The 13,166-nt window shown below is 69.4% G+C and carries 9 protein-coding genes and 1 pseudogene; 2 read left to right on the top strand and 8 right to left on the bottom strand.

Translation table 11 applies throughout. The features are described 5' to 3' along the window. The first annotated feature begins 43 nt into the window (after positions 1-43). Entirely contained in the window at positions 44-1,789 is a 1,746-nt protein-coding gene (locus WS70_RS08930) for a cyclic peptide export ABC transporter (protein ID WP_059597037.1), read from the top strand. Positions 1,790-2,138: 349 nt separating this feature from the next. Here the strand turns inward: WS70_RS08930 and WS70_RS08925 are convergent. Continuing rightward, positions 2,139-2,615 (bottom strand): annotated as a pseudogene (locus WS70_RS08925) (2,4-dienoyl-CoA reductase); the annotation flags it as partial. Positions 2,616-3,486: 871 nt separating this feature from the next. Between WS70_RS08925 and WS70_RS08920 the strand changes: the two are divergent. Next, a complete protein-coding gene (locus WS70_RS08920; RefSeq protein WP_226382823.1) occupies positions 3,487-5,778 on the top strand; it encodes a putative bifunctional diguanylate cyclase/phosphodiesterase in 2,292 nt (763 codons plus the stop codon). A gap of 143 nt (positions 5,779-5,921) precedes the next feature. Here the strand turns inward: WS70_RS08920 and WS70_RS08915 are convergent, their stop codons facing one another. The 7 genes from WS70_RS08915 to WS70_RS08885 all read right to left on the bottom strand — a co-directional run bounded on the left by WS70_RS08915 (position 5,922) and on the right by WS70_RS08885 (position 13,021). After that, on the bottom strand, positions 5,922-7,013 hold the full coding sequence (locus WS70_RS08915) for an ABC transporter substrate-binding protein (RefSeq protein WP_418230151.1): 1,092 nt from the start codon (positions 7,011-7,013) through the stop codon (positions 5,922-5,924). Positions 7,014-7,141: 128 nt separating this feature from the next. Further along, positions 7,142-7,948 (bottom strand): siderophore-iron reductase FhuF, encoded by an 807-nt coding sequence (fhuF, locus tag WS70_RS08910; protein WP_059470096.1) that lies wholly within the window; start codon positions 7,946-7,948, stop codon positions 7,142-7,144. After that, positions 7,945-10,056 (bottom strand): Fe(3+)-hydroxamate ABC transporter permease FhuB, encoded by a 2,112-nt coding sequence (fhuB, locus tag WS70_RS08905; RefSeq protein ID WP_059597038.1) that lies wholly within the window; start codon positions 10,054-10,056, stop codon positions 7,945-7,947. Before fhuB ends, fhuF begins: the two co-directional genes overlap by 4 nt. After that, on the bottom strand, positions 10,053-10,961 hold the full coding sequence (locus tag WS70_RS08900; protein ID WP_059470098.1) for an ABC transporter ATP-binding protein: 909 nt from the start codon (positions 10,959-10,961) through the stop codon (positions 10,053-10,055). Before WS70_RS08900 ends, fhuB begins: the two co-directional genes overlap by 4 nt. Positions 10,962-10,968: 7 nt before the next feature. Then, positions 10,969-11,997, bottom strand: a complete 1,029-nt coding sequence (locus WS70_RS08895) for a TauD/TfdA family dioxygenase (RefSeq protein ID WP_059470099.1) — start codon at positions 11,995-11,997, stop codon at positions 10,969-10,971. 40 nt (positions 11,998-12,037) lie between these two features. Continuing rightward, a complete protein-coding gene (locus WS70_RS08890; protein WP_059597039.1) occupies positions 12,038-12,286 on the bottom strand; it encodes an MbtH family protein in 249 nt (82 codons plus the stop codon). Positions 12,287-12,373: 87 nt separating this feature from the next. Further along, positions 12,374-13,021: an RNA polymerase factor sigma-70 gene (locus tag WS70_RS08885; RefSeq protein WP_059470101.1), complete on the bottom strand. Its 648-nt coding sequence runs from the start codon at positions 13,019-13,021 to the stop codon at positions 12,374-12,376. Positions 13,022-13,166 lie beyond the last annotated feature (145 nt).

The raw sequence follows: 13,166 nt of genomic DNA, 5'->3' as shown, positions 1-13,166 counted from the left end.
GTCGAAGCGCCGTCCCGATCTTCATTCGACTCGTAACCTGCCGATGACCGCTGCCACCGGGCGCCTCGACGCCCCGCCCCCGACCGATTCCGGACCCGCCGCGAAGTACGCGCGGCGCCTGATCCTCGCGCTCCTGAAGCGCTCACGCGGCGCGTTCGCGATCGCGCTCGCCGCATGCGTGCTGAACGGGGCGTCGAGCGTGCTGCTCGTCGCGACGTTGAGCCGGGCGCTGTCGCAGCCTGGGGCGGCCGACGCCACGCTCGCGTGGCGCTTCGGGCTGTGCGCGGTGATCGCGCTCGTGACCCGGATCGTCACCGGCGTGCTGTTCGCCCGCCTGTCGCAGGACACGATGGCGCAACTGCGCGAGCACGTCGCGCGGCGCGTCGCGGCGGCCGAGCTGCAGGACGTCGAACGGATCGGCGCGGCGCCCGTCCAGTCGGTGCTGACCGACGACGCGACCAACGTGTCGATGCTGTTCTTCGCGCTGCCGAACCTCGTGATGCACGGCTCGATCGTGTTCGGCTGCCTGGGCTATCTCGCGTGGCTGTCATGGCCCGTGTGCCTGCTCGCGGTCGCGGCGATCCTCGTCGGCTCGCTCGGCTACCACGCGGGCGACAAGCGCGCGATCGCCTGGCTCGAGGACGCCGGTCGCTCGCAGGACAAGCTGTTCGGCTACCTCGGCGCGCTTTTTTCGGGCGCGAAGGAGCTGAAGCTGCATCAGGCGCGCTCGCGCCAGTTCGTCGACGGCCAGTTGGGCGCCGCGATCGCCGAAGTGCGCGACCATCGCCGCCGCGCGTTCAGCGCGTACGCGATCGGCGTCGGCTGGATCGTGTTCCTGTTCTACGTGTTCCTCGGCGTCGCGGCGTTCTGGCCCGCGCTCGGCGTGCGCGGCAACGGCCCCGCCGCATCCGGCTACGTGGTCGTGTTCCTGTTCATGCTGCTGCCGCTCGACGGCCTCCTGAACAACGTGCCGACGCTGAACGCGGCGCGCGTGTCGCTCGAGCGGATCGAGAAGCTGATGGCGCAGTTCGGCGCGCTGCGCACGGCGCCGCCGCCCGACGAGCGCGCATCGCACGTGCCGTTCGACACGCTCGCGCTGCGCGGCGTCACGCATTCGTACTTCCACGAGCGCGACGAGCGGATGTTCCGCGTCGGCCCGATCGACCTGACGCTGAAGCCGGGCGAGCTCGTGTTCATCGTCGGCGGCAACGGCAGCGGCAAGACGACGCTCGCGAAGGTGCTGACGGGCCTCTACGAGCCCGAGAGCGGCGCGATCGAGCTCGACGGCAAGCCGATCGGCCTCGCCGAGCGCGCCGCGTACCGCGAGCGCTTTTCGGCGGTGTTCAACGACTTCCATCTGTTCGACGCGCTGCTCGGCATCGTCGATCCGAGCGACGCGGCGCGCGCGCAGGCCGACGCGCGCGCGAACGCGCTCGTCGCGAAGCTCTCGCTCGATCACAAGGTGCAGGTCGTCGACGGCGCGTTCTCGACGCGCGCGCTGTCGACGGGGCAGCGCAAGCGGCTTGCGCTCGTCGTCGCGTATCTCGAGGATCGGCCGCTGTATCTGTTCGACGAGTGGGCGGCGGATCAGGACCCGGCGTTCAAGGCGGTGTTCTACGAGCAACTGCTGCCGGAGCTGCGCGCGCGCGGCAAGACGGCGATCGTGATCAGCCACGACGACCGGTACTTCCCGATCGCGGATCGGGTGCTCAAGCTCGATAACGGGAAGATCGTCAGCGAGACCTACGGGGCCGAGCGGGCAGTGTTGGCGAATGGGACGGCGGGCTGATTCGGAACGGAATCGTCGTGCGCGGGGCGGTCATGGACGGCCCCGCGGTCGCGTCCGCGCGGACGTGTCGCTCGTTCGAGCGGGAGCGCGCGCACGCATTGCCGCTCGAGGGCTTTCTCTTCGCGATCTCGCGGGCATGCGTCTTCCCGACAATCAAGGCGAGACGCGGAATTGCGCCCGACCGACGTCAGCCCGCAGCGCTCTCGCAATCTGCCGCCTGGCGCCGAGATAGCGACGCATGCTGTTTGGGTCCGGCGTCGCCTGGGTAGTCGCGGAGCGGATTCAAATACCATCGTTCTGCTGACGCCGCAGCCGCTTGACCACCGAAAACGGCACGACGCCCATGACGTTAACGGGGCGTTCTGCGGACCACCCATCGGCGGTAACGCCGTGTCTGGCATGCGGCGGCGAGTTGCTGAAACACCAGGGCCTTGAGCGGCGAGACGTCCGGATCGACCGCACGTCCCTCGCTGAGCCGCTTGAGCTGAAACTTGAGGACCGCCATATTGGCCAGCGAGCCCAGCGCCTTGTTCTTCCAGGCAATCGGACGCAGCGTCGGCGCGTTGTCCTTGCCGTCCTGCCAGTCGCGCGGCAGGTTCGGATCGATCGATAGCGCCATTGCGATGCCAACCATCGCGATGCCGCTGTCGATCACCGCCTCGGCCACCGCGCGGCGGCGAATGCCGCCCGTGACCATCAAGGGCATGCGCGCAACCGCCACGATATCGCGCGCGCATTCAAGGAAGTACGCTTCGCGCGCAAGCGTGCGGCCGTCGCGGGCTTGTCCCTGCATGGCCGGAACCTCATAGCTTCCCCCGGAACGCTCCGTCGGATAACGGCACGGTCAACTGCGTGGCCCATGTCACCGCGCAAACAGTCAGGATGACTGCGCGAATCCGAGTGGCTGAAACGGGGCGGCCGCGGAGTGATCGCGTCGTGCGGATGTCGGCCGAAGTCCGGAACCCAGAACCCAGAACCCAGAACCCAGAACCCAGAACCCAGAACCCGGAACCCGGAACCCGGGGCCGGATCGTGGACATTCGAGCGTCGATCGTGCCCCGGCTGCGGACCGTCAAGCGCCGATCGTCCACGCGATCGCCCCACAACCTGACTACACCACGTCGGATCCTCAATTCGCCGCCGGGCGCGAGAACCGTTCTCGACGACCGAAGTTTGTCAGAGGGATATGCGCGACTATACTTTTATCGTCTGACGAGATTGGCCCGATCTATGGTCGCAACCTGACCACGACGCATGCGCAACTCGACGCATGAGGCGACCCGGCAAGCCGACGTCGACACCTTGAACCCCAAGTCGCCGCCAGCGCGGAGCAACCTGAAAACGTCCAACCCGTACAGAGCAATCGAATGTCTGCGGCCTGATCCGTCGCCGCGAAGTCTGCGAGCGACCTCGTGCAGCCGGTTGGTTCGGTACGGCTGCGATCACGATGGGCGAGATCGATGCGCCCCCTTCATGTGTTCGGCGCCCGTTTTTTTCCGGCGACGCGCCCAAGGGTCGGTTCGTAGCAGCGCCAACCGATAGCGGGATCAGGCTTGCGGGGAGAACCTGGCATGCGCTTTCAATCGAGGCTTCATCACGAACAGGGCGGATCCGGGCCTTCCGCCGAACCGCACTGGCCGCCGAGGGGGACACGGCCCGCCAGACGCGCGGCGACTGCCTCGGCCGGCGCGTGGCATTTGTCCAGGAACCACCACGGGGCCGCTGAAAGGCATCGCGCGAACGAACAGATCGCGACGGTCAATCGCCGCGTGCTGGTGATCGACGGCGATGATGCGACTCACCAGGATTTCCGCAAGATTCTCGTGGGCAAAGCAACCGTGCGGGCCACCACCCAGCCGCCCTTTTCCGGCGAGGCTCCAGCCGCTCGCGAAGCGTTTCAGGTCGATTCCGCGTATCAGGGCCAGGAAGCGCTCGAACGGGTCGTGCGCGCGCTGGCGAAAAACAAACCCTATGCGATGGCCTTTATCGACATGCATATGCGGCCCGGCCGGGACAGCCTTCGGACCATCGAACGACTCTGGCAAGTGGACCCGCAGTTGCAATTCGCGCTGTGCAGCTCGCAGTCCGATTACCCGCGAGGGACGTTGACGAGGCGCCTCGGCGCAGACCACCGCGTGCTCATCCTCAAGAAGCCGTTGGACAACATCGAGATCCGCCAGGCGGCGTGCGTGCTGACCACGAAGTGGCAGACGACCCAGGAAGCGGCCTTCAAGACGAGCGGCCTGGAAGAGGCTGTCGAGGAAAGAGCCAAAGCGCTTGCCGAAGCCGACATCTTCGTCCGGAACAGTCCGGTCATCCTTTACCGTCTGCGTGGCGAGCCTTCGTTTCCGCTCGTCTACATATCGCATGACATCACCCGATTCGGCCACGACCGCGCTGCGTTGCTGGCCTCGCCGGCGTGGGCCCACGAGCTCGTCGATCCGGACGATCAGGCCAAGATCGACGCGGCGCTCGCGCGCATCATGGAAAAGGACGTCGATGGCGTTTCGATCGAGATCCGCCTGCGCACCGGCGACGGCGCTTGCCGTTGTGTCGAGAATCGCTACGTGCCGGTCCGCGACGAGAGTGGACGGCTGATCGAGGTCGAAGGGATCATCATCGACATCACCGAGCGCAAGGCAGCGGAGGAAAAGATCGCGCAGCTCGCTCGCACCGACGCGCTCACGGGTTTGGCGAATCGGGCCAGCTTCGTCGCGCGGCTGTGGCAGGCTTTTGCCGCAGCCCAGCATGGCGGCACGGCGTTTGCGATCTTCCTCGTCGATCTCGACCGCTTCCAGCAGGTCAACGACAGACTGGGCTACCCGATCGGCGACCTGCTGCTCCGAGAGGCGGCAGAGCGTCTCGGGAACTGCATGCGCGCGAGCGACCTGGTTGCCCGGCTGGGCGGCGACACGTTTGCCGTGCTGCAAGGCGAGATGGACGAGCCGGCGAACGCCGGGGTGCTGGCGGCGAAACTTCAGACGGCGCTGGCATCTCCCTACCGGCTCGACGGCAACGATGTGCGTATCACGGCGAGCATTGGCGTTCGTCCATACGTCCAGGGCGACGAGGGGGCGGAGGCCATGCTGGCGCAGGCCGAATTAGCGCTCCTCCGCGCGCGGCACATGGGCGGCGGCCGGCATCGCTTTCATTCCGACGGGCTCGATCGGGCGGTGCTCGAACGTGTCGCACTCGCCGAAGACTTGAGGGGAGCGCTTGATCGCGGCGAGTTGGAGCTTCAGTACCAGCCCGAGATCGAGTTGTCCTCCGGAAATATTTTGGGAATGGAAGGCTTGGTTCGCTGGCATCATCCGGCGCGGGGCCTCGTTTCCCCCGGTGTTTTCATTCCGATCGCCGAGCGGAACGGCACCATGGCGGCGCTCGGACACTGGGTGCTGGACCAGGCGTGCCGCCAAATGAGCGCATGGCGCGACGAGGGGGTGGCCCCGCTGATGATCGCGATCAATCTGTCCCTGTTCGAGCTCAAGAGCGCTCGGGCGTTCGTGCGCGATGTCGCTGAAACCGCCGCGAAGTGGCGTCTCGCACCCTCCGATCTGGAGTTCGACGTGACCGAGACGACGCTCGCCAGGCTCGCGTGGGCGCAGTCCGACGTGCTCGCGCGGCTACATGAACTCGGCGCGAAGATCGCCATCGACGATTTTGGCAGCGAGTTCGCGTCATTCGACTACGTCAACGCATATCGCGTGAACCATCTCAAGATCGCGCAATCCCTGGTCCGGCGGTCCACCATCGATCCCGAAAGTGCGGCGACGATCCGCGCCATCGTCACCTTGGCGCGCGATATCGGGATCGGGGTCATCGCCCAGGGTGTGGAAACCGAGCAGCAGCGCGCATTGCTGGCTGCAACGAATCGGGCGACGAACGCGCAAGGCTTCCGTTTCAGCGAGGCGGTGGGGGCCGCTCGAGCCAGCGAGCTGCTGCGCCAAGGGCACATCGCGCCATGCGCGGGGGCCTGTTCGGAGGAGTAGGCGTTCAATCTCGATCGTCGCGGCGGCCAGTTCCGCCCGGCCTATCGCGCTGCCGACTCGTTTCGGTATGCGGTGGATGTCGAACCCGATGAGCTCGGCCGGGACGAAGGGATGATTGGCCGCGACCGCCGGCGCTTCCGAGGCTATCGGCGCAAGCCCGGCTCCGGCAGCGCCAGCAACCGCTCGGTCATCTCGTCAGCCAGCCTCAGCGCGGACATCGGCCCGCCGAATCCCCAGATATTCCGCTCGACGAGCGCGACCCGCCCGGCTCGCCGCGCCGGCACGAACCGCCAGATCTTCGAATCGAGCTTCGCGTCGAGCGGCACGCCCGGCTCCGTCGCGCTGACGAACAGCACCGCCACGTCAGGCTGCTTCAGCAGATCCTCCGACGTCACATACGCCGTGCCTTCGCGCGTCGGCTCGCCCGGCCACGGTTCGAGGCCGAGCGCGCGCGCGATGCCCGCCGACGCGCTGTTGCCCGTAAACGCCCAGTAGCGATCCGGCAACCCCAGCTCCTGCAGCCACGCGACGCGCTCGCCCGAGCGCCCCGCCGCCGCGATCCGCCGCGCGTCGCGCGCGAGTCCCGCGTCGACCCGCGCGTCAACCGCACGCGCCTGTTGCTCGCGCCCCGTCAGACAGCCGATCGTGCGCAGGATCGCCCGCGCCCAGTCGAACTGCGTGACCTGCCGCCCGTCCTGCACGTAGTTCGGGCTGTACTTGAACAGCACCGTCGGCGCGATCCGCGACAGCGCATCGAAGATCGGCGCATGTCGCAGCCCGACACCCAGAATCAGATCCGGTTTCGCGGCCGCGATCGCCTCGAGGCTCGGCTCCTGCCGCGTGCCGACGTCCGGCACGCCCGCGAGCCGCGCGTCGTCATAGCCGATCCAGACCGGGTAGTACGCGGGATCGGTCATGCCGGCCGGCGTGATGCCGAGCGCGGCGAGATCTTCGGCGAACATGAATTCGAGCACGACGATCCGCACCGGTCGCGCGGGCAGCGTGCGGCTGAATTGGGACACGGTCGGATCGTCGGCGAGCGCACGGCAGGCGGCGGGCGGCTCGCTTGCGCGCGCCGGTTGCGCCGTGCACGCGATGCCGGCGACGAACGCGGCTATGGCGGCCGACGACCGTGCGCGCCACGCGAGGCCCCGCGCGTGCGCCGGCCGCGTCGCGCATGCGCCGACCGACAGCCGCAGCCATCGCGCAAAGTGCGCCGTTCGCGTCGGCAGCATCCCGACCGTCTCGATCGGCAGCCGCAGGAACCTCGCGAACCACAAGCGAGAGATTGCTCTCGCCATCGCCGCGACGCTGGCATCGACCGGCATCGACATGAATCGCGGACGGCGCGACACGCGCGCCATCAATGCGCGGCGTCCTGCTTCGCGAGCTCGTCGTCGCACATCGTCAACAACAGCGGACAGCTTCCACACAGTTGGTCTTCCCCAGGAATTTCATTGCGCAGGCAGCACACGCGGCGCGCGCGGAACGGATCAGGCAGCCGTGCCGAGCACGGCTTCACGCGGCGCACCGGCAGCCGCAGCGGATTCGCGTCGCCGTGCGCGTCGACGGGACCGAACAGCCATGCGGCGTCGGCCGCCGCGCGCGGCATGTGCGCGCATTGCTCGAACAGATAGTCGAGCAGATTGCCCGCGTTGGCCCACAGCACGCGCGGCGACAGCTTCGCGAGCGCGGCGAGCGAATCGATCGTCGCGCGCAGATGATCGACGAGCGCCGCGTAACGCGGTGCGGGCTCGGATTGCGCGGGCCGCAGCGCATCGGGCTCGAAGATCAGCGCGATCGGCATCCCGGCGCGCAGCGCGACGCGCATCCGCGACGGCGTCATGTCGAGCGGCCGGCCGAGCAGCAGCGCGGCGGCGAAGCCCGCCGACGCGGCCAGGTTGAAGTAATACTTGCTCCATTGCGACAGCAGCGCGCGCGTGTGCGCTCCGGCATCGCCGCCGTACAGCGCGACCATCGCGCCGACGAGCGCATCGCGCCGGCTCGCGAGCGCCGCGGCCGGGATCACGTCCGGCGGCTCGCCGCCATCGACGGCGAACGCAGGCTCGTCGTGCGCATCGGGCGCGCCGAGCCACACGTGCTCGAGGTAATGCGCGATCGATGCCGGCGCGAGCGTCGAAAAGCGCGTCGCGCGAACGCACGCCGTCACCGCCCGCCCCGCCGCTCGCGTCGCGCTTCGGCAATCAAGAGCGCGAGCAGGTACGGCGCGCCGATCAGCGCGGTCAGCACGCCCGCCGGAATCTCGCGCGGCGCGAGCAGCGTACGCGCGGCGACGTCGGCGGCGGCGAGCACGAGCGCGCCGCACGCGGCGGCGACCCAGAGGCGCGTCGCATGCGTGCGCGCGCCGAGCATCGCCGCGAGATGCGGCGCCATCAGCCCGATGAAGCCGACCGGACCGACCGCCGCGACCGCCGCGCACGCGGCGAGCGTCGCGATCGTCAGCACGAGCGGGCGCAGCGCCGCGATCGGCAGGCCGAGCGCGGCCGCCTGATCGTCGCCGAGCGCGAGCAGATCGAGCGGCTTCGCGAGCAGCGCGAGCGTCGGCAGCGCGAGCGCGCACCACGGCAGCAGCGCGACGAGCTCGCCCCAACTGCGCCCATACGTGCCGCCGACGAGCCAGACGACGAAGCGCGCGGGCTGCACGCTCTCCTGCGTGATCAGCCATTGCGCGAGCGTCGTCCACAGCGTGCCGATCACGATGCCCGTCAGCGCGACGGCGAGCGGCGCGTAGCGATGCCGGCGATTGAGCAGGAGCGTCAGCGCGAGCGTCGCGCCGCCGCCCGCGAGCGATGCGGCGACGAGCGTCCCGTGCGCGGCGAGCGGCCATGCGACGAGCGTCGCAAGCGTCGCGAATCCCGCGCCTTGCGTGACGCCGAGCACTTCAGGCCCGGCGAGCGGATTGCGTACGATGCTCTGCATCAGCACGCCGGCGGCGCCGAGCAGCGCGCCCGCCAGCAGCGCGCACAGCAGCCGCGGCACGCGCAGGTCGAGCACCATCCGCGCGAGGTCGTCGCGCTGCGCGAGCGCGGCGAGCCAGCGTCCGGGGCCGAGCCACGCCGGGCCGAACGATGCGCCGATCACGAGCACCGCGCCCCCCATCAAGAACAGCAGCGACGCGACTGCCGGCCACGGCAGCACGGCGAGCGCCCGGACGACGCGAGCGCCGACGCGCGTGCTCGCCTGCGCATGCGTCGCCTGCTGCGCCGCGCCGGACCACGCGGCGCCCCGACGGATCATCGCGAGCATCAGCGGCGTGCCGACGAACGCGATCGCGACGCCCGTCGACAGCGTCGCATCGAGTCCGAGCGCGAGCACCGCGCTGTCGGTGACGAGCACGAGCGCGCCGCCCGCCAGCGCGGCGAGCGGCACGAGCGCGCCGAGCTTCGACGCTTTCGCGCCGCGCACCTGCCGCATCAGGTTCGGCGCGATCAGTCCGACGTACGACAGCGGCCCCGCGATGCTGACCGCGACGCTCGCGAAGCCCACCGCGGCGAGCGTCGCGGCAAGCCGCGCCGCGTCGACGCGCACGCCGGCCGCCGCCGCCGCATCGTCGCCGAGCGCGAGCGGATCGAGCGGCCGGATCACGAGCGGCAGCGCGACGACCGGCGCGACGAGCCAAAGGAGCGCGTCGCGCAGCCCGGCCGCGCCCGGTTGATAGAGGCTGCCGCTCGCCCACAACGACGCGCCGACGACCGTCTCTTCGAAGAACGCGAGCAAGAGCGTCGTGATCGCCGAGAACAGCAGCATGCAGACGCTGCCCGCGAGAATCAGCCGCAACGGCGTCGCGCGCCAGCCGCCCGCTGCAGCCGACACGCAGCCGGCGGCGACGAGCCCGCAGACGAACAGGAGCGGCACCGACGCATGGCCGGCGAACGCCGGCACGAGCATCGCGGCGATCAGGCCGAGTTGCGCGCCGCCCGTGATGCCGAGCAGATCGGGCGCGGCGAGCGGATTGCGCGTGAGCGCCTGAAACAGCGCGCCCGCGACCGCAAGGCAGCCGCCCGCGACGAGCGCCGCGGCGACGCGCGGCGCGGCGAGATCGAACAGCATGATGTGCGCGAGCTGGGCGGCGTCGCTGCCCGCCGGCGCGGCGAGCCACGTGCGCAATTCGGGCGCGAGCCGCATCGCGGCGACGACGACGATCAGCGCGACGAGCGCACCGGCGATCGTGCCGACACGGCTCGTCGCAACCGCGCGCGACACTCCCGATACGAGTGCGCCGCGACGCAGGCGCTTGCGGACGGCGAGCGTCGTCATGCGGCGAGATTCCGCTGCGCGCCAGCGCCCGCGCGACGCACGGCGGACTCGTCGGCTTCGCCGCTCACGTCGCCTTCGGCGCCGCCCGCCGTCGATTCGGCATCGAGCACGCCCTCATACGCGGGCACGCACATCGGCGCGCCGGTGAGCGGATGCGCGGTCTTCAGCATCGCGACGCCGAACGTCGCCAGCAGAGGGTGCGGTTCGAGCATTGCGTCGGGTGTGCCCTGCGCGACGATCCGGCCCGCGCGCATCAGTACGATTTCGTCGCTGTACGCGGCCGCCTGGTTGAGGTCGTGCAGCACCCAGACGATCGTCAGGCCGCGCTCGCGGTTGAGCCGCCGCAGTTCGCGCAGGATGTCGAGCTGGTGATGGATGTCGAGATACGTGGTCGGCTCGTCGAGCAGCACGATGGGCGCCTGCTGCGCGAGCGCCATCGCGATCCACGCGCGCTGCCGCTCGCCGCCCGACAGCGCCGCGACGTCGCGCGCCGCGTCGTCGGCGAGGCCCGTCGTCGCAAGCGCTTCGTCGATCGCGTCGCGATCGGCGCGCGACAGCCCGCGCAGCCAGCCGCCGTGCGCGTAGCGGCCGTATGCGACGAGCTCGCGCACCGTGAGCCCCGAGGGAATCTGGTTGAACTGCGCGAGCATCGTCAGCGTGCGCGCGAGCGCGCGCCGCCGGTACGAACCGAGCGGCACGCCGTCGATTTCGACGGCGCCCGACAGCGCGGGCTGCAGCCCGGCGAGCGTGCGCAACAGCGTGCTCTTGCCGCAGCCGTTCGGACCGCACAGCGCGGTCACCCGCCCCGCCGCGATCGTCAGATCGAGGCCGTCGAGCACCCGATGATCCCGGTAGCCGACGCTCAACGCGCGCGCCGCGAGCGCCGCCACCGTTTCGTTCTTCATCGTTTCTTCATCCGCTAACTGCCCTTCCTTCTTCTTTTTCACGGTGGCTCTGCGCCATCGCGACCACCACCTTGCGCGCCCCTTCGAACGGATCGCGCGCGTGCGCGGTCAGCATGTTGTCGAGCATCAGCACGTCGCCCGTTCGCCACGGGAACACGATTCGCTGCCGGTCGAGCACGCCGCGGATCTCCGCGAGCGCGTCGGCTTCGAGCGGCGCGCCGTCGCCGTAATAGACGTTGCGCGGCACGTTCTCGATGCCGACCGCGTCGACGAGCGCTTCCTGCATGTCCTCGTCGAGCGCCGACAGGTGAAAGAGATGCGCCTGGTTGAACCACACGGGTTCGCCCGTGCGCGGATGGCGTGCGACCGCCTGGCAGCGTTCGCGCGTGCGCAGCAGCGGTTCGTCGTCGCTTTCGCGCCATTCGCAGTCGATCCCGCGCGTCGCGCAGATCCGCTCGACTTCGCGCGGATCGTCGGTGCCGAACGCCTGCCGCCACGGCAAATCGAGTCCCTGCCCGAAGTTGCGCACATACAGCAGCTCGCGCTCGGCGAAGCGCGCGACGAGCGCCGGATCGAGCGCGCGATGGATCGCGCGGCTGTCGGCGATCGGCGTCGCGCCGCCCGTGCGCGCGGCGAGCGCGCAGTGGAACCAGATCCGCAGCGGCCACTCGCGCGTGTACGACTGCTCGTTGTGCAGCGGGATCGAGCGATGCGGCGGGTATTCGGTCGACGTGTAGACCGCGCCCTCGACCTGGCTGCGCGGCGTCGATGCGAACTCGTAGCCGATCAGCGGATCGCCGAAATCAGCCGCGAAGCGCTGGAACGTCTCGATCGACGCGACGTGAAAGCCGGTGAAAAGCACGCCGCCCGCGCGCTCGACGACGTCGTCGGCGATCTCGCGCAACAGCGGCGTGGCCGCGTCGAGCGCGATGTCCGCGCCCTCGCGCGGCGACACGACGGTCGGCAAACCAGGCTCGACGCGCAGGTCGTCGAGCGTCGGGCGGGCCGCAACGGCCGGCATCGAGAGCTGAGTCATCCGGGAATCCTCTTGCGATACGGACGCGATACGCGCCGGATTACGACGCGTTCGCCGCGTCCAGATGACGGCGCAGGCTCGCGGGACGCATGTCGGTCCATACGGTTTCGATGTGCGCGAGGCAGTCGGCCTTCGCGCCGCGCACGCCGGTTTCGCGCCAGCCGGCCGGCACCGCGCGGAACGTCGGCCAGATCGAGTACTGCGCTTCGTCGTTGACGACGACCGTGTAGACGACGTCGTCGTCGGCGGCGGCGGCCGGCGGGTTCGAGGGTTGCTGGGCTTGCGTCATGATCGAAGAAGCTCGCTAGAAAAGTTGGGAAGGCGGCGCACGGCGCACGCCGCGTCTACTCGATAGACGAATCGCGCGCGCATTTTTTTACCGGTTGCGCGCGCGGCCGCCGCAGAACACCGGGCACGCGAGCCCGCGCGCGGCTGCGTCGACGCACGCGACGCAGTGCCGCTCGGCGTCGCGGACCATGAAATGCACGAGCGTCTGCGACACGTTCAGCGCGCGCGCCGCGCTCTGCAGCGTCTCCTCGCGCAGCCGCACCATCTCGAACGCGGCGCGGCTGCGCGCCGGCAGCTGCGCGAGCGCGTCGTAGACGTGGCGCAGCGTGTCGCGCACGACGAGCGCCGCCTCGGGCGACAGTTCCGGCGACGGCACGTCGAGGCCGTCGTCCTCGTCCGCGTGATAGGTGTTCTCGAGCGTCTGGCGGCGGCATGCGTCGATCGACGCGTTGCGCACCATCCGCGTCACGTACGCGACGGGCTGCCGGATTGCATCCTGGTTCGGGAAATCGACGAGCTTGACGAGCACGTCGTGCACGACGTCCTCGGCCCGGCTCACGCAGCCAACGAAGCCGCGCGCGAGCTTCACGAGCATCGGCCGGTTCGCGACGAGCACCTCGACGAGCGCGCCGTGCGCGGGATCGGACGCCGCTCGCAGGTCCGGCGAGCGCGCGGCGTTCGAATCGAGGATCGGTAACGGTTTTGCCGGCGCCGGCCGAGCGAGCATTTCCGCCATGGATTCTCCAGATGTTTTCCCAATGACGGCAATCTAACGCAAACGCGAATCGTTCTCAATATTATTTATTTATAACCTGATAATCTCGCGGGGTTTGTCGTTTTTCGGAATGTCGCCGGTCAATCGTTGCCGAAAATGAAACGAT

This window comes from Burkholderia mayonis, from assembly GCF_001523745.2.
In the GTDB taxonomy this organism is placed as follows: Bacteria; Pseudomonadota; Gammaproteobacteria; order Burkholderiales; family Burkholderiaceae; genus Burkholderia; species Burkholderia mayonis.
This window is presented reverse-complemented; position numbering and strand designations above follow the sequence as displayed.

Bases quoted from the DNA above. Each gene is read 5' to 3' on its own strand.
- WS70_RS08915 (WP_418230151.1), bottom strand. From the start codon at position 7,013: ATGCTGCCGACGCGAACGGCGCACTTTGCGCGATGGCTGCGGCTGTCG.
- fhuB (WP_059597038.1), bottom strand. From the start codon at position 10,056: ATGACGACGCTCGCCGTCCGCAAGCGCCTGCGTCGCGGCGCACTCGTA.
- WS70_RS08895 (WP_059470099.1), bottom strand. From the start codon at position 11,997: ATGACTCAGCTCTCGATGCCGGCCGTTGCGGCCCGCCCGACGCTCGAC.
- WS70_RS08930 (WP_059597037.1), top strand. From the start codon at position 44: ATGACCGCTGCCACCGGGCGCCTCGACGCCCCGCCCCCGACCGATTCC.
- WS70_RS08890 (WP_059597039.1), bottom strand. From the start codon at position 12,286: ATGACGCAAGCCCAGCAACCCTCGAACCCGCCGGCCGCCGCCGCCGAC.
- WS70_RS08900 (WP_059470098.1), bottom strand. From the start codon at position 10,961: ATGAAGAACGAAACGGTGGCGGCGCTCGCGGCGCGCGCGTTGAGCGTC.
- WS70_RS08885 (WP_059470101.1), bottom strand. From the start codon at position 13,021: ATGGCGGAAATGCTCGCTCGGCCGGCGCCGGCAAAACCGTTACCGATC.